Raw genomic sequence first — 15,888 nt, 5'->3', positions numbered from 1 at the left:
GTTCGCTACCTTTTTCCTTCCCTTACTTTGTAACACATCAATTGTAATCTTACACATCATTAGTGGGGCAGCTTTCGATATAATAACGATTTAAGGTTTGATTTTTTCAACAGGGGCGATTTTCAGCTTTTTGACTTCCTCCATGACATGGTCGAGATACCCGTTTCCGTTGAGTTCATCATGATAAATCTTGTGCATATCAATCAGGTCTTCGAGATCATCGGAAGTGACTTGGTCGTCGTTAATATATTTTCTTCCGAGGCATTTGATTTTATCATATAAGAGTTGGCGGACACCCGCGCGGACGCCGTCTTTTTTCGCTCTGCGGTCATGGATGATGCCGAATAATCCGCTGATCAAAGCCGAAAGCGCGCCGCTGCCGAGAATGGCAATGATAATCTCCACGGCGATTTTTCCTCCGGTCAGAAGTTTTCACTGTCGGTCGGATTGTTTAGCAAGCCGAAAATGGTGAGGATCTGGAGCACTGCTGTAATGATACCGGTGATGGGAGCGCTCCACGCTGAGCCGATGACCCCCGTGAGGACGAGAATGGTGAGTACCTGCGAGGCCAAGCTCGACCAAAAAACCGGAGATTTCAACCTGTTCTGTTTCATTTTATAACCATCCTTTCTCGGATCTAATAATTTTTTGGGCTTTTCTCTTAAAAATCACTTGATTTATTAAAATATCAACAATTTTTCCTTTTTATATTTTGCAATGAGAGGCCCATGCAATCGTATATATGCCGGCAGCGTTTTATGATTGCACGGACGGACCCGCTCTATAATATCCGATTCGAAAAGCAGATGTGCTTGGCAAAGCAGGGTTGACAAAATATTCCGGTCAGGGTAAAATTCATGCTAAATACCCTTCTCAGAGAGAAGCGGAAGGAATTTTCAATACTGCCGCATTAAAAATAACTGTATGGTAATGAAAGGGCCGGTATTAGAATGGCAATATTTTTCCCGGGATCGAATTTTAAACTTTCGAAGACGGGCAGGAATTTTAATCTCTTTTTTATAATCGCGGCGATCGTGATTATAACGGCACTCGCGGTCACTTTGTTTATTTGGAAGCCTGTATCCGGAATACCGGGACGAGGCGTTTGGAACGGGCGTACATATGCCAACCGAGAGACCGGTATTTCTCTTGTCGTGCCCGGCGACTGGCAAATCAAGAGTGACGCTGACATCATCGAGAGTTTCAATTACAGTCCGGATATATATAAAGATCTTGGGAGATATTCGGATTACGTCGATGCCTTCATCAGTAAAACCGATGATTCGAAGTTATACATCAGGTTTTACGACGTTGTTGCATCCTCCGCAACCGCATTGGATCAGGCACAGCTGAGTGCACGGCAGTTGAAAAGCCCCGTGAATTTCGGAGCTATTCGTTTGAAGGCCATTCCGGAAGATATCACAGCAGTTGAGATCGGCGGACTGACCTATGAACGGTTTGCCTATACTCTTGCCGGAATTGATAATGCGAGATTTATCGAATATTACCGCTGTCTTGAAGGAGATACCGGCGAAATATTCGTTCAACTCAACTTGACAATATTTGATGAGACCACGGAAGGCGAATTTTTAGCATTGTTTAAAGAAATGCAATAATTAAGAAACCAAAGGGAAACCCACGATGCTGTTAATCATAAAATACGGCCAACGCAAAAGCGTTTGGCCGTATCTTTTCGTTATAAAAATATTACCCGGCTGAAGGAGATCTTGTCAGCGCATCCCGAATCGCAAGCAAAATGACTTTGCTGCTGCAGGTCGCGCCGGTAATCGCGTCGACTTGAAGCGACTGGGCTTGTATGACTTTCCCCGGAATCGCTTCCGCAGCGCCGCCCTGACCGTTGATGTGTTTGATCAAGTCTATGTTTGTGATTATGTGGTTCTTGACGGTAACCGAAACCTCAGCCGAAATAGGGAAAGCGTTATATTCGCCTTCATATGTTCCGTCCGCAACAGCAGATAAATCGATGTCCGAAATCTGAGTTTGGGTAAGCGCATTGAGCTTTTTTGAAACAGATGACATAAAAATCACCCCTGCGGCGACTAACACAACAACAATGATCAGAATGATGAGTAAAACCTTAATTGTTTTCCGCATGAGCTTACCCCTCTGTCAGATTGCGCTCAAACGGCGGACAACCTCATCGATCTGAGCCTCCCGGTTTTCGCTCGACCAGCATATGATACCATTCAATGTAACGTCCGCCCCTTTTTCTTTGCAGGCGGCCGTTATCTGGCGGATTGCTTTGGTACCGCCCATCCAATTGGCTTTGAGTTGTTTTGTGATAAAACAGGCGGCCTTTTTACCCGAAAGGGATGATATCTGAGCCAAGTAGGCAGACATGCCTTTTGCGAGCGAAAATGCCTGTACGGGAGACGCAAAGACGACAGCGTCGTAGACATCGACGGCAGGCGCTGATCTGAGCCGGGAAACCATGCCGGTCTTGGGATCTTTGTCAGCCTCGATTTTTTCCAAAGCCACCGTATGCCCGGCGGATTTGAGCGCCTGCTCGAGTTTCTGCGCGACCGAAAGGGTGTTTCCGGTCTCGGAATAGACAATCAAACCGATATTCATATATAAACTGCCGCCTTCCTGTACTTGATGGTATCACTGTAAAACAGAATTCATTGTATGTCAAGTATAATATTATGAGAACAAAAACCGTACGATTTTCAAAGCGCAAGGGTTCAGTTTGAGTGTGACTCCGCCTGATTTTAAGGGAAGTTCTTCGATAATGTTTCCCGAGAGGTCGGTGAAATAGGCGCGTTTGATCGGGAGCGGGGAGCGGACTGTGACGGTGGTCTCTTTGCCCGCTACCTCCTGATAGGTGACTTCGATTTGGCCGTTTTGTTCGCGCATGCCCGTGACCAACACGTTTTCGGCGTCGTGGGTGAACAGCGAAAAGACCTCGGCGGGTTGAACCGGTTTATTTTGAACGGAAGGATTCGCTTTTTTAATAAAACAAGGCGAAACGGCTTTAAGCGCCTGTGCGGCGGTAGCAGGGGCATTGAGTTCAAGGGCGTATTCAAACGTGCGCATCGGCTCGCGCTCTGTCAACAGCACATTTTCGAGCGTCTGATTGCGGAAGCGATAGAGTTTATTTCCGTGATTATAGAGGTTGACCATTCCGCGTTCGGTTCGGACAGCGGTAAAATACAAGCTGCCGAATTTTTCGAGTTTGGTCTCTTCGACAATGCCGGAGCAGTTGCGCAAAACCGATCGGACGGGTGAAGCAAACGAAAAAGCGGCTTTGATCGAATTTTCCCAGGCGTCGCCGTGCAGGGTTTCATTGAGTTCCAAAGTTGTTTTGAACCGCAAAATACCCGAATGAGCAGTGAGTTCGATATCGGTAGTGAATGCGGCGGCAGTATGGCCGCTTTTTATCAGTTTGCCGCTGACCGAGACGGTCTGACGCAGAGCGCCGCTTTCGGAAAGCTCCACATGGTCGGTTCGCATAAAGTAATCCTTATAAGAGAGACCGATCTTTACAATCGGCTGACCGGACGGGTCGAGGACTTCAAGGATACCGGTACTCGTGTTGATTTTCAAGGTGAAGAAATCGTTATTAATGGGCCAATCATCAAGCCGAGATCCTTCGCAAGGAAACGTCTTGCACACGTTCCCCGGAGGAATTTTTCTTTCGAAAAAATCTTCATGCTCAGGATGACAGATTACCTCCGACCCGGATTCTTCGCTACGCGTGTCAAAGACGATACGCTGTTCAGGACGACGGATTTGTTTGAACAAGCGGAAGCCGTTTGCGGGCAGATTGAGTTCGAGCAACGTGCCGGATTCGGTGGGCTGAGACGGGATCGGTACGCCGTCGAGATAAGCAAATTCTCCTTTTTCTTTCACCTCAACCAGTATTGTTCGGGCGGGGGCGGGATTAAAAACGAGATCAGTATCCGGGTCACCAGATAACAGATTGCATAATTGATCAAGCCGGGAATCAAGCGCTCTTTCGGCGGACTCGAGTGAGGAGAGAAGTTTGCTTTCGGAACGTTCGCGCAAAGAGATTTGGTTGGCAGGGCCGCAGTAGTGAATCAAATTGCCCTGATCGCGCATGAATTCGCCGACGGTCTCGTAGGGGACGACATAATTGTCATGGCCTTCGTACTGCAAAAGGGGTTTCCAATTTACCGATCCGGACGGGGTTCCGGTCAGAGCGAACAGTGTGGCATCGGCTTGTTCAAGCGCAAGCAAAGAAAATTCGGCCTGTTGAACGAGACAGCCGTGCCGGTTGGCGCCGCCCGCATGTTTCGCGTGCAGCGATTCCCAGTTGTCGAGATTTAAAAAGTATCCGTCGAACTTCAGATCGTCGGCCTTGATATCATAAGTGCTTTCGGGTTGGCAGCGTTTGAAGTAGTCGGCAAAAGTGCAGATCTCACCGAAGACCGGGGCGTAAAACTGTATGCGGGTGAGTTCTTCACGGAATGGGCGATAATAAGACGCATCGCCGAGAGAAGTGGACACCACGATGTCGGGCGCGTGTTTTTCGGCCTCCTGCAATTTGATATGCAGATTGGCATAGGTGAAGTCGTACTCTTTTTCGGAGGGGTAGGAATGCGCCGGAAGCGTGGGGATTTCTTCACCGTCTTTTCCGCGCCAATTGATTAGCTTTTTGTCATCGCGCGGGACATCGCCTTGGTTATAAACGCGCCCCACATTGGCATGATAACCCGCGAGATTCAACAAAGCGGGTAGGGAAGAAGTAAAACCGAATTCCTGTGAGGCATAGGTTTTGACTTCCACACCGAAAAGCGATTTGACCTCGGTTTTTCCGAATTCAAACTGCCGCAGCATGGATTCGTTGGAATAGAGAAGCGGGTAGGGCTGAGAGTAGGTGCCGTTGACGAATTCGATCAAACCGGCCTGCGCGGCCTTTGCCATGCGGGCTTTGAGTTTCGGGTAGCGCTTGAAAAAGTGCTCCATCGCGCCCGCGCCGAAATCGACGCAGAACTTAAAATTGCGGCGCTCGACCCAACTTGTCATATTGGACAGAAATTCAGCGGTCTTTTGGGGCCAGTCAAATTCAAAATAGCCCGAGTCGGACAACATGCTGCCTGCATGGATGGTGTCGATGAAAAAGATGTCCTTGGAAATAATCCGTTTGCGGTAGTCGGCTAAGACCGTGAAAGCGTCTTTCAGACGGGATTGGCAGAGATCGAATTGCGACGAAACAAAGGCATCGGAGGCGGCAATCAAGTGATGCTCGAATGTGGGCAGGAAATCGTTGTCCCCGCAGAGCTCGCGCATGATTTGCAACGCATAGCCCGCTGCGTGAAAGTCCCGGTGCAAGTCCTCATCTTCTGTTGAACACGGAGTGGGCGTGATACCGGCGAGCGATAAAACGGTTTTACAGAGCAGTTTCGAGGCGTCGGAGAGCAGGCGGGGCAAGATCGGCTCGTGGATATGCGCGGTAATCGCCTTGAAAAAATCGGTGGTGAAAACGCCGGTATTACCGCATAAAAAACAATCCGGATTTTCGCCGATCAACGAAAGAACCTCGGCGTTTTTCGGAACGAGAATTTGAAATTCAAGGCCGGAGGGGTAGAGATAATCCTTTTCCGGCATGTGCCAGGTCTCTTTTAAAGAGGGGACTTTTTTTACAGAATCAATATTGCACCGATCATACAGCATCTTTTCGGACGGCTGAACGACAATTGCTTTTTGGGCCTTTGACTTGCAAAGATGGCCCTCCGTGGGAGAGCTGTCTTTGCATTCGGGAAGAACTATTAAATCATATTTACCGAATTCGACGCTGCCGATCGCGGTGCTGTTAAGCAATTCGGGCAATGTGCGGAAACAATGCAAGATTTCGGGGCTGAACAGCAGGGTGTAGCCGTAAGAATCCCACAATGACCATTTTCGGTATTCGCCGAATTTACCCCGATAGCGTTCGGGGCTGCCGATAAAAGCGAGTTTCATCAAATCAAAATCCTCGGTGATATCTTGTTTTCTAAAGCGGTTTTTATCGGAATGATGTCACAGGTGAAGCACGGGAAACGGTACCGTTCACCTTGCGGTTATTGGATTTCGGTGAACCTTTTGGTGAGCTCATTGATTTGGCTTTCACGCGTGTCGGAATTCCAACAGATGATACCGCTTGCAAGCAGCTCTGCGCCTTTCAAATTACAGGCGGCGGTGATCTCACGAATCGCACGATTGCCGCCGAGCCACGGCTTTTTGAGGCCCTGTGTGACAAAACCGTACACTTTCTTGCCGGACAGCGATGCAATCTGCGCCAAAAATACCTTCATGGGGCGAGCGAGTGAAAACGCCTGTACGGGGGCGGCGAAAATCACGGTGTCAAAGTTTGAGATGTCGGGCGGTGTTTCGACTTTACGGGATGCGTCGGAACTGGGATGATCGTCAACGGCTTTCACATTCTTAATAGCCACCATATGACCGATGGAACGCAGGGTGCCCTCGAGTTTTTGTGCCACCGAGAGCGTGTTCCCGGTTTGGGAGTAGACAAAAATGCCGATGTTCATACCATTTCCTCCTTTGAGGGTTGCGGGCTGTTAAAAGCCCTTGGTGGGATCTCCGTTTTTCCAGAAATCGTCGTATGTCACGTTCTCGGGCCACTTGGCGCGGCGTTCAATCGGTCCCGGGAATGCTTCCTCAGTATGGTGCGGCTCTGCCTGATACCAATAAGCCACGCTTGAATAATGGTCGGCGAACTCCTTGTTCTCGACCGTCCAAGCGTGCTCGATGTTGACGCGGATGCTCTTTTGGAACGGGATCGGGTCGAGGACATGGAAACGGTAGGCCGTGGTCTTGTCGCCGGGGTGGTTGATGCCCTGCGAAATGCTGAAGCCGGCAAAGGCCGTATGGTATACGTGCGGGCTCCACGCGGTTAAAAAGTAGTCCTCGGTACCGGTGCCCCAGATGGAGGGGTGTTCCTCGCCGTCGATGTAGATTTTTTCGTCGCCTTCGCCGAACCAACCGGGGATGAGCGCTTTTTCGATGTTCAGCGTCACACCGACATAGTGGCCTTTGCCCGTGGCTTCGAGAATGGTGTAGTCCTTGCCGAAAGCGGTCGGGTATTCCTGACGGTAGCGGGCGTGGAAGTACATCGTATCGGCGGGCAGAGAGTCGTATTTCTGCCAGTCGATATTCCAATAAAACGAGCGGATTTCCTTGTCGGCCTCGTTGGTAATCGTTAGTTTGGCATGCTTTTGAAACGGCATTTCAAACCAGCAATTGCGGCCGGTGCCGCCGTGCACTGAGGTGATCGGCAGCGAGATGCAGTCGGCCTGAATGCCGTGACCGGAGCCGAAAAAGTCGCCTAACGGGGCCTCGACGCTCGGGGTTTCCTCGTCGTCCCAATAAAAACGCAGTACAAGCATGCGGTTGAACATTTCGACGGCTTCACCCGCGACCGTGCACCACCAGTGAACGATTTTGCCGGGACCTTCCAAATCGGCCATAACCAGCGTTTCGCCGGGGGCGATGCTGCGAAGGTCGAGGTTGCCGCCGGTGCGGTCCCAGCTGCCCTCGCGTTTGGCGGTGAAGTCGCAGGGCTGTGTCAGCTTTGAAAACATAAAATTCCCCTTTATAACGATTTATCATATCAAATTTTGTGGGCTGGGTCACTGGTGTCTATTATAGACCAACAAGCCGAATTGTCAAGGAAAAAGAATGCAGGTTTACATTATAACGGTAATTAATGCAACATATTTGAACATAAATAAACGGAAATCCGATTACCGAATATGTTGACATATGGCCAAACGCGAGGTATATTTAAGATGTCAGCGCCGGCAAATACACGATAAGGGGTTAAGAAGTTATGGTATTCATGGAAGAACGGCAGCGGGAGATTGCCGAGTTAATCCGCAAAAACGGGAAGATCACGATCTATGAGATCGTGGAAAAGTACAATGTCTCCGGGGAGTCGGCGCGGCGCGATCTGCGGCTGCTCGACGAAAACGGGCTTTGCAAACGCACACGGGGCGGGGCGATCACGCCGACGCAGACGCGCATGATACCGCCGTGCAACCGAAATTACGATACGATGCCGATCTGGGAAACCGCCGACGCCATCGCAAAAAGAGCGGCGCAGGAAGTGCATGAAAACGATGTGGTTTATCTGACCAGCGGGTCGCTCGGGTATTTAATGCTGCGCCATCTGCCGCGCGACATCAAATATACGCTGGTAATCAACTCGGTCGATCTCGCAAACCGTCTGCGGGCATGGGAAAATGTCGAGGTCTGGCTTGCGGGCGGAAAGATGCGCCGAAGCGCGTCGATGGTTGACAGCATGGCGGCGGAATTCATCAAAAAGCTTCATTTCGATCTTTGCTTTATCACCGGTGCGGGAGTCACCGCGCAGTTCGGGCTCTCCAATGACACCGAAGAGACCGCAACTTTCCAGCGTGCCGTGGTCGCCAACAGCCGCAAGCGGATTTTGCTGATGCCGGGGCAGAAAGTGGGGCGCATCGCCTTTATTCAGGTCTGCCCCGTTGACAAATTCGACATGCTGATTTCCGATTGGGAAGGTATTGAAGACGAACTTGCAAAGATCGGGGAATCCGGCGTCGAGGTGATCGCGCTTGAAAAACCGGCTGAGTGATACAGAGCGCGAACAGTGCCTGCGCAATGCGATTTTAGACCGATATAAGAGCATCCGTCAGTTTGCTCTTGGGGTTGATGTGCCGTACAGCTCGATCATGACCGGACTTGCCAAAAGCATTACCGGAATGTCGTTCGACACGGTGATCAAGATTTGCAGGGCGCTGGGATTGAATCCGTTCGAGGTATGAAAAGAGGGCCGCGGCAGCGGCCCTCTTAGTTAACTTTCGTTAATATCTTTACGCAGTTAAATCAGAACTTGATCGGATCTTTCGCTGAGACGCGTTTCACGAGCAATAAAAACAGCAAGCCGACCACGAGAAAGAGGATGATCGAGCCGATGGCCCAAAGCAGCCCGTATTGTTCGGCGAGCGTGTTTTCAAACCCGTGATTGGTATACCAGTTGTGAGCGCGGAACGAGATGGTTCCGAAAACGAGCGGGCCGACAAAAGTCGATGTTCGGCCGGCAACCGAGAGGAATCCGTAGAACTCGGCGGATTTCGAAGACGGCGAGAGCTGGCTCACCATCGTACGGCTGACCGCCTGAACGCCTGAAAGCGAAAATCCCGCGATAAAACCGATGACAAAAAACAAAATCATGCTCTTGACAAAGAACAGGCCTGTAACTGCGGCGATCAAAATCAAAAGAGGGATGATAATCGCCTCTTTGCTGCTCTTTTTATCCGAAATACGGCCGAACAGTAAAGCGCCGAATGTGCCGGAGAACTGGATCAGAATGACGAAGAGGATGAGTTGTATCTGCTGCATGCCGAAAAGGGTCGCGCCGATGATCGCGGCAAAATCCATCAGCATCATAATCCCGTCATTGTAGATTAAAAAGGCGACCGTGTATTTGATGAACTCTTTATACTGTTTGACAGAGCGGAAAGTTTGTGCCAATTTATGAAATGCCAGCGAAATCGCATTTTTGCCGGCCGGTATCGGTTCCGAATCGTGCTTTTCCACGACCCACAGGAAAGATGGGATCGAAGATACCAGATAAATGACGGCGGTGATTAGAAACGTATAGGGGATGATTTGATTTTGATTTTCTTTGCCGACCAATTGAATCGGCAGCAGCACGATGAGCAGCGCGACGATGCCGCCGACCATACCGATTGCCCAGCCCTTGCCCGAGACGGACCCGATCGATTCGGGTGTCGATACGTCGGTGAGCAGCGAATCATAAAACACCTGAGCCGCGCGGTAGCCGATCTCGGCCAGGATGAAAAAGAGCATGCCTGTGAATACGTCGCCTTTTCTGACAAAGAACAGCATAGCCGTGAACACGACGGAAAGGACGGTGAATATCAGTAAAAACTTTTTTTTCGATTTGGTGAAATCCGCGATGGTACCTAAAATCGGTGAGATAATCGCCACGAGGATGGCTGCGGCTCCGACCGCAACGCCCCACAGGCGTGTCCCCTCGGCGCCGCCTACGACGACATTTTTGAAAAATGCGGAATAGACCGCCAGCAAAACAACGGACGCATAAGCCGAATTGCCGAAATCATAAAAATACCAGGAGCGCCGGGCTCTTTTTTCGGTTGTTTCAACTGCCTTTTGCATAAGTTTCTCCAATCGGCATGATTTATTGGGACATTCCATCATATTGGGTTATGCGGTTTTTTATGCCATCATTAAAACAAAAGAAGCCGATTCGTATTGAGCAATCGACTCCTTCCAATCAATTATTCGGTCTGAAGAAATCCGACTAAACCCGACTTGATTCTACAATAGACAGAAGGCCTTGTCAACCGTTCAACAGATAAAAGTCACAAACTCGTCACTGAAATAAAACTGAACCAATCCCTGACTTTGGGCAAGAACAATATCGTTGCGGGTTCTGCGTTTTTAGTTATGGCATTCGAGAATCAGGGCATGAACTTTTCGGCGTCCGCCAGCACGGCGGAAATGGCGGGATAATTCCCGTGGACATCAGAGATAAGGCGTATTTCATTGAATTTCCCTATTACTGTTTTAATCGATCATTGTGCCCGTTGTGTGTGCCAAGATTTCCTGACAGAGCGCAGAAGTTTCAATAACGGTTTCGCAGTTGATATAATACTTTGAACCGTCGGCGGCGGTGATCAGAATATAACTTGCGGCGGTTTTGTCCATGATGTTCAGATAAACGCTTTCGCCGTTCAGCTTGAATCGGCCTTTATAGATATTGCCGATTCCGGCACCGTTTGTCTTGGATTCGGGCTCGGGAAGCCGGGTGGTCTCCTGCGTGACGCCTGCGCCGGAAAGAGAAATGTCGGTTCCGAACTGGCCTGAGATGGTCATGACATTGCCTTGGAATGCATAAGCGGGCTTTGCCTTGCTGCCCGCCAGCAGCCAGATCACAAAACCGGCGGTCATAATGAGAAGCACAACGATTAAAATCGCAACGATGATATTTGATTTCTTGCTGATTTGTTCGGGTGTGTTCATAAAAATACCTCTAAAAAGAATCGGACTATATTGTTGCTATTTTAGCATAAATAATGGGAAATGTCGATTGAAATGATACTTTGCGTAAACTCACAAAATTGAAAACAGGGGACAAGTTCCTGTTTCAGGTCTATCATGTATTATGTCTTTTTTCGCATATTTCGGCAAAAATCGCATATAATCTAAAGAATCTCAGTATTTTTTGGACTGTTAATCAATATGAATATTAAAATTAGAAAATTTATCGCTTTATGCCTGATTGTCACTGCAATTTTATCTTTACTATCTATATTGATAACCGGCAGCTTTGTGGTTTACACCGACGCAACAAAAACCATTATTCCCGAAAGCAGCTGTACGCTCTATGTCGATCTTGACGCTCTGATTATGACCGTTTATGTAGACGGGACTGTTTTCAAGACGTATCCCGTTTCCGGAGGCGCCGAGAAAACGCCGTCCCCGGTCGGCATGTGGCGTGTCAATGAAATATCCGACTGGGGAAAAGGATTCGGGGGCAGTTGGATCGGTCTGGACGTCCCATGGGGTGTATACGGCATCCACGGGACAAAAGAGCCCTGGCTGGTCGGGAAGCGGAACGCCTCACACGGCTGCATTCGTATGAAAGATAAAGACGCGATCGAAGTTAAAAATCTCGTCACGATCGGTACCGGCGTCGAAATTAAACAGGACTCGCTGCCCTTTCGTAAAATGGGAAAAAGCATGACCGGCAGCGATATCTATAACACACAAATCATGCTGAAGAACCTGGGCTTCTATACGGGTCTGATTGACGGTATTTTCGGCGAAGGTATGGAACGGGCCGTAAAAAGTTTTCAAAGAACTTATCGCTTGAATGACGACGGGATTATCGGAAAAAAGACATTTGAAAAAATCATCGAGCAGAACCGGATTAAAACCGGCTGACGCTTTTGCCTTAAAATAATATTTCGTGCGTAACATAAAAATAAATGAAGTATCGACTTCGTCGAAATGAAGTATTTCGCCTGAGTCGGGAAGTGAAGTATTTTGCTTCGCAAAAAATGAAGCGAAGAGTTCCTGCCCTAATGTGTCCGCAGACACACTTTATTGCCCCGCGCTCGTTGCGCGCGGCATGTTCATTGTTCAAAACGGAACGCTTCATTGAAAAAAAACACGCCGAAACGTGTTTTTTTCATGGTGGACCTGAAGGGATTCGAACCCACGACCTCTCGGATGCGAACCGAACGCTCTTCCAACTGAGCTACAGGCCCATGTGTCATGGGACTGCAGCTCAGTTTCGAGCATACAGGCCCAATATTTAAAGTAATAAGTAACAGTGAAGAGTGAATAGGTGATGCGATGCGCTGTTTGCGCGCGCAACATATTCTACAATACTTCGGCGGTTTTGTCAACAGTTTTCGGAAGTGCTTTTTTTGAAAAGAACTGCAAAGCGGGGTTTACAGATAGTGGCGAAAATGGTACAATTTGAGTAATTGAACAGGAGGTTTTTTGATGATGAAACTGCGCGCGCCGAAAGGGTTTACGTTTTTTATCGCCTTTGTATTAGCCGGACTTGGCATCGTTTCGAAATTTGTACATATCGATTTCGTGTCTGATTACAGTTTTTGGTTCGTCGTCGCCGGTTACGGAGTATTGTTTTTGGGAAACATTTTTAAGGGATTGTAAAGTATAAGAGGAATTTACAAATCAAAACGGGGAGACGTTTTTAAACGAGCCCCCCGTTTTATTTATATTGTAAGATTCGTGTGTTACGGTGCCATTAACGCGCAAGAGTCACTTCGGATTATAGTGTTTCTTTTCCCAGTCCTCCCACCAAACAGGGTCTTTATCAAGCTGTCCGTTAAGTTGTTCGATCCACTTGACATTGGATTTATACGGGAAGACGCCATGGAAGCCCGTTTTGCCGTCGGTCGTGCCGAATTGGTGATAGACAAACACCGCGGTAAGCACAATGACCAATCCGGATAGCGAGAGCACGCGCGTCAGTTTGAGCTCTTCGAGTTTTTGCGTGGCTTGTTTGAGTTTATTTTTAGCCGCGCTTGTATCGCGCAAGGCTTTAAGTTCGCCTTTGCAGGTCTCAAGCTCACCGGACGCGGGCGCGAAATCGGTGTACAGTTCAGCCGCAAGCAGGATCACGGCGAAATAAAGGAATGACGAGAAACGTTCGAGCAGCATGGAGCGGACGACAAAGCTCCAAAACAGGAAGCCGTAGGTGACCAGGTTGACCAGCACCACGCTGTGTTGGTCTTTTTTGTACAAGAAATCCTGAAGGCCTAACGCAAGCGCACAGAACAGGATCGGAATAATCAGAAAATGCGCGCCGAGCGGCTGCATGTAATAAGTGCCGCGATACTGGGGATAGATGTAGGTGTAGCCGATTTCAAGCAATTGATTATAGAAAATGTGAATCAGGCCGAAGAGAACCGCATAGCCGAGTAAAACCCATTTTCTCGGGCGGATATAAACGATGAAATAGACTGGCAGCATCAGCAAAACAGCTTTGTGAATCGTAGATGCCGCGGCGATGATCGCGGCATAAGGGATGAAGTTCAAAATCCAAGCCTTGACCGAGTCCTTCTTTTTATAGAGGAATCCGAATGCCCAGAAGGCCATGGCAAGCGCAATACTTTGGCGCATATAGTTGAGGGTTGAGTAGAAGAAAGTCAGGGTCACGTAGATAAAAGTCGAGATCCAGACGTTTTTCGAGAACCGGTAGATGAATACCGCAGCGGAGAGCAGCATGAATGCCGCAAGGATGCCATACAGCGTGATATAACCGATGTTCAGTTTGGCGCAGATATTCTCAATCAACACATAGCCGGGTTCCTGTCCGGCGCCTTCGAGATTGAAAATGCTGCCGCCTTTGTTGAGCATCTTTTTTTGAAGTTCCAAAATGCTGGCATAGCTGTCGTAGTCAAAGCCGATACCGAACCGGAAATAGGAGAGCAGCCACATATATCCGAAGGTGGCTGTGAGGTAGATGCCGTTTTTGAGCTTTGTCGGCTTTTTATAAGTCAGTGCGATACCGAGCCCGACAATCAGGATCAGATTGATGTAGTAAACTAACATTTTTCAAACTCCGAGATTCTCAAGTTGGCCTTCCGGATGATCTCGTAGGCCTCGTCACAGAGCTTTTTGGACCGGTCGTAGGCATACAGGCCGTTTTGCTCCTGTTCGATGTCGGTCATCTGAGTATAACAATACCCGACGATGTCCGGGCTGGACTGCATTGCGGCGGTGAGGAAATCAAAGCGCTCCGCGACTTCCATGTCCGATCTCGGAGCGTCGCCGTATCCCCAGCCGTCATTGCGTCCGGGCGCCCAGCGCGCACCGCCGAATTCGCTGATCCAGAACGGCGTTCCGTTCTTTTTTTGACGATCGGTGTAATTTTCGTAGAGGTCGTCGTATTTTTTGCTGCGGTAACGCTCGTCGTAGACCGCTTTTCTTTGGTCATAGTCGTGGATGTCATAGAGATCTGTGATCACATGATAGTTGCCGCTGGTGTCGATGCAGGGACGGGTGGGGTCATAAGCCTTGGTGGCCAGATAGACAACGCGCAGAAGATCATCGTCCTGCCGGGTGCCGTTGCGGTCCCAGGTCTCGTTGAACGGACACCACCCGATGATGGCCGGATGCGAAAAATCACGGCGCATGATCTCGAGCCATTCGGGCAGGAAGATGCCGATGCCCCTGGAGGTGTGATCCATGCCCCAGTTGGCGTGCTCGCCCCAGACGATATAACCCATCTTGTCGGCCCAATAGAGCCAGCGTTCTTCAAACACGCGCTGATGCAGCCGCGCGCCGTTGAATCCGATGGCTTGTGCGAGTTCGATGTCGCGTCTGAGCGCTTCGTCGGTCGGAGCGGTATAAACGCCGTCCGGCCAAAAGCCCTGATCGAGCACCGTGCGCATAAATAACGGCTTTCCGTTGAGATATAAGCCGTGGCCGCGGGACTCGATGGTGCGGATGCCGAAATAGCCGTCGGCAGTGTCTATAACCTTGCCTGCGCGGATCAGTTCATATTTGATGTCATAGAGCGTCGGACTGCCGGGGGCCCACAGTTTGGGGTTTTCTACCGTGAAATCGAGACGGGTGACGGTTCCGGTGCAGGGCTGTTCGGTAAAATCGATGGTTTTGCCTTCAAGAGAAGCCGTAACGCGGGCGGAAAGGTCTTTTTTGCAGCCGTCGATCGAAATTTCAATGCTGACCGCGCCGTTTTTATAATTCGTAAAGACCCGGACGCCGGTCATATAGGTGTCCGGCAAAAATTCAAGCCAGACGGTCTGCCAGATGCCGGTGGTCCGGGTATAATCGCAGCCATGGGAGGCGTAGAGTTCGCTCTGTTTGCCGCGCGGCTGGCGGGTACGGCGGTTGTCGTCTCTGGCCCGCACGACGAGGGTGTTTTCGCCCTCCTTGGCGAATTTGGTCAGTTCAAGCGCAAAGGAGACATAGCCGCCTTTGTGCATGCCGACTTTTTCGCCGTTGAGCCAGACCGTGGCCTCGTAATCGACCGCGCCGAAATGCAGCAATATACGGCCGGAGAGCTCGTCCTTCGTAAGTTTAAAAGTTCGGCGGTACCAGACCGCATTCATGAAATCGGTATATTTAATGCCCGAGAGTTTGGACTCGGGGCAGAAAGGCACGTTGATTTTTTGGGAATATTCTTTTTCGGCAAGGCCTCTTGCTTCGCCGCTGTCGCCGAAGTCGAACTCAAAATCCCATTCGCCGTTGAGATTTCGCCAGGCGGGACGGCAAAACTGAGGTCTCGGATATTCGGTGCGCATGATTTTCATAGTTAGTCCATCCTTTTGCACATTCCGGGGTGTTTGGTCCTTTTTGATTTGGCAAAAGGGTCAA

General features: G+C 49.5%; 16 protein-coding genes and 1 tRNA gene. 5 read left to right on the top strand and 12 right to left on the bottom strand.

The features are described from left to right. Positions 1-90: 90 nt before the first annotated feature. Together PKH29_04645 and PKH29_04640 are read right to left on the bottom strand one after the other, a co-directional pair. Complete coding sequence (locus tag PKH29_04645) at positions 91-405, bottom strand: hypothetical protein (GenBank protein ID HNX14122.1); 315 nt, start codon at positions 403-405, stop codon at positions 91-93. A gap of 17 nt (positions 406-422) precedes the next feature. Continuing rightward, entirely contained in the window at positions 423-614 is a 192-nt protein-coding gene (locus PKH29_04640) for a phage holin (GenBank protein HNX14121.1), read from the bottom strand. A gap of 336 nt (positions 615-950) precedes the next feature. Between PKH29_04640 and PKH29_04635 the strand changes: the two genes are divergently transcribed. Further along, positions 951-1,616 (top strand): hypothetical protein, encoded by a 666-nt coding sequence (locus PKH29_04635; GenBank protein HNX14120.1) that lies wholly within the window; start codon positions 951-953, stop codon positions 1,614-1,616. 91 nt (positions 1,617-1,707) lie between these two features. On the opposite strand, the gene PKH29_04630 is transcribed toward PKH29_04635, so the two are convergent. From PKH29_04630 to PKH29_04610, 5 genes are all read right to left on the bottom strand, one after another. Continuing rightward, positions 1,708-2,115, bottom strand: a complete 408-nt coding sequence (locus tag PKH29_04630) for an FMN-binding protein (GenBank protein ID HNX14119.1) — start codon at positions 2,113-2,115, stop codon at positions 1,708-1,710. A 15-nt stretch (positions 2,116-2,130) separates the two neighbouring features. After that, positions 2,131-2,592 (bottom strand): flavodoxin, encoded by a 462-nt coding sequence (locus PKH29_04625; protein ID HNX14118.1) that lies wholly within the window; start codon positions 2,590-2,592, stop codon positions 2,131-2,133. 72 nt (positions 2,593-2,664) lie between these two features. Beyond that, positions 2,665-5,946, bottom strand: coding sequence for a hypothetical protein (locus PKH29_04620; GenBank protein HNX14117.1), 3,282 nt, complete (start codon positions 5,944-5,946; stop codon positions 2,665-2,667). 98 nt (positions 5,947-6,044) lie between these two features. After that, positions 6,045-6,512 (bottom strand): flavodoxin, encoded by a 468-nt coding sequence (locus PKH29_04615; protein ID HNX14116.1) that lies wholly within the window; start codon positions 6,510-6,512, stop codon positions 6,045-6,047. A 30-nt stretch (positions 6,513-6,542) separates the two neighbouring features. Then, complete coding sequence (locus tag PKH29_04610) at positions 6,543-7,565, bottom strand: DUF2961 domain-containing protein (protein ID HNX14115.1); 1,023 nt, start codon at positions 7,563-7,565, stop codon at positions 6,543-6,545. Between the two features lie 248 nt (positions 7,566-7,813). Between PKH29_04610 and PKH29_04605 the strand changes: the two genes are divergently transcribed. Next, positions 7,814-8,596, top strand: coding sequence for a DeoR/GlpR family DNA-binding transcription regulator (locus PKH29_04605; GenBank protein HNX14114.1), 783 nt, complete (start codon positions 7,814-7,816; stop codon positions 8,594-8,596). Then, positions 8,577-8,786, top strand: coding sequence for a hypothetical protein (locus tag PKH29_04600; protein ID HNX14113.1), 210 nt, complete (start codon positions 8,577-8,579; stop codon positions 8,784-8,786). The genes PKH29_04605 and PKH29_04600 overlap by 20 nt, the downstream gene beginning before the upstream one ends. Before the next feature lie 61 nt (positions 8,787-8,847). Here the strand turns inward: PKH29_04600 and PKH29_04595 are convergent, their stop codons facing one another. Next, on the bottom strand, positions 8,848-10,164 hold the full coding sequence (locus PKH29_04595) for an MFS transporter (protein HNX14112.1): 1,317 nt from the start codon (positions 10,162-10,164) through the stop codon (positions 8,848-8,850). 411 nt (positions 10,165-10,575) lie between these two features. After that, complete coding sequence (locus PKH29_04590; protein ID HNX14111.1) at positions 10,576-11,031, bottom strand: hypothetical protein; 456 nt, start codon at positions 11,029-11,031, stop codon at positions 10,576-10,578. A gap of 219 nt (positions 11,032-11,250) precedes the next feature. Here PKH29_04590 and PKH29_04585 point away from each other — a divergent pair, with 219 nt between their 5' ends. Then, positions 11,251-11,955 carry a L,D-transpeptidase family protein gene (locus PKH29_04585; protein HNX14110.1) on the top strand — a complete coding sequence of 235 codons (705 nt, stop codon included), beginning with the start codon at positions 11,251-11,253 and terminating at the stop codon, positions 11,953-11,955. 250 nt (positions 11,956-12,205) lie between these two features. Here the strand turns inward: PKH29_04585 and PKH29_04580 are convergent. Beyond that, positions 12,206-12,281: transfer RNA gene (locus tag PKH29_04580), tRNA-Ala, on the bottom strand. Between the two features lie 241 nt (positions 12,282-12,522). Here PKH29_04580 and PKH29_04575 point away from each other — a divergent pair. Further along, positions 12,523-12,696: a hypothetical protein gene (locus tag PKH29_04575; protein ID HNX14109.1), complete on the top strand. Its 174-nt coding sequence runs from the start codon at positions 12,523-12,525 to the stop codon at positions 12,694-12,696. A gap of 108 nt (positions 12,697-12,804) precedes the next feature. Here the strand turns inward: PKH29_04575 and PKH29_04570 are convergent, their stop codons facing one another. Both PKH29_04570 and PKH29_04565 read right to left on the bottom strand, forming a co-directional pair. Next, positions 12,805-14,100 (bottom strand): EpsG family protein, encoded by a 1,296-nt coding sequence (locus PKH29_04570; protein ID HNX14108.1) that lies wholly within the window; start codon positions 14,098-14,100, stop codon positions 12,805-12,807. Then, entirely contained in the window at positions 14,094-15,824 is a 1,731-nt protein-coding gene (locus PKH29_04565) for a glycoside hydrolase family 2 TIM barrel-domain containing protein (GenBank protein HNX14107.1), read from the bottom strand. Before PKH29_04565 ends, PKH29_04570 begins: the two co-directional genes overlap by 7 nt. Positions 15,825-15,888: the final 64 nt, after the last annotated feature.

Source organism: Oscillospiraceae bacterium (assembly GCA_035353335.1).
Classification (GTDB): domain Bacteria; phylum Bacillota; class Clostridia; order Oscillospirales; family JAKOTC01; genus DAOPZJ01.
The sequence above is the reverse complement of the archived record's forward strand: the minus strand, read 5'-3'. Positions and strand labels throughout refer to the sequence as shown.

Excerpts from the sequence above, each read along its gene's own strand:
- PKH29_04640 (HNX14121.1), bottom strand. The coding sequence starts at position 614 with ATGAAACAGAACAGGTTGAAATCTCCGGTTTTTTGGTCGAGCTTGGCC.
- PKH29_04635 (HNX14120.1), top strand. The coding sequence starts at position 951 with ATGGCAATATTTTTCCCGGGATCGAATTTTAAACTTTCGAAGACGGGC.
- PKH29_04630 (HNX14119.1), bottom strand. The coding sequence starts at position 2,115 with ATGCGGAAAACAATTAAGGTTTTACTCATCATTCTGATCATTGTTGTT.
- PKH29_04625 (HNX14118.1), bottom strand. The coding sequence starts at position 2,592 with ATGAATATCGGTTTGATTGTCTATTCCGAGACCGGAAACACCCTTTCG.
- PKH29_04620 (HNX14117.1), bottom strand. The coding sequence starts at position 5,946 with ATGAAACTCGCTTTTATCGGCAGCCCCGAACGCTATCGGGGTAAATTC.
- PKH29_04615 (HNX14116.1), bottom strand. The coding sequence starts at position 6,512 with ATGAACATCGGCATTTTTGTCTACTCCCAAACCGGGAACACGCTCTCG.
- PKH29_04610 (HNX14115.1), bottom strand. The coding sequence starts at position 7,565 with ATGTTTTCAAAGCTGACACAGCCCTGCGACTTCACCGCCAAACGCGAG.
- PKH29_04605 (HNX14114.1), top strand. The coding sequence starts at position 7,814 with ATGGTATTCATGGAAGAACGGCAGCGGGAGATTGCCGAGTTAATCCGC.
- PKH29_04595 (HNX14112.1), bottom strand. The coding sequence starts at position 10,164 with ATGCAAAAGGCAGTTGAAACAACCGAAAAAAGAGCCCGGCGCTCCTGG.
- PKH29_04590 (HNX14111.1), bottom strand. The coding sequence starts at position 11,031 with ATGAACACACCCGAACAAATCAGCAAGAAATCAAATATCATCGTTGCG.
- PKH29_04585 (HNX14110.1), top strand. The coding sequence starts at position 11,251 with ATGAATATTAAAATTAGAAAATTTATCGCTTTATGCCTGATTGTCACT.
- PKH29_04575 (HNX14109.1), top strand. The coding sequence starts at position 12,523 with ATGATGAAACTGCGCGCGCCGAAAGGGTTTACGTTTTTTATCGCCTTT.
- PKH29_04570 (HNX14108.1), bottom strand. The coding sequence starts at position 14,100 with ATGTTAGTTTACTACATCAATCTGATCCTGATTGTCGGGCTCGGTATC.
- PKH29_04565 (HNX14107.1), bottom strand. The coding sequence starts at position 15,824 with ATGAAAATCATGCGCACCGAATATCCGAGACCTCAGTTTTGCCGTCCC.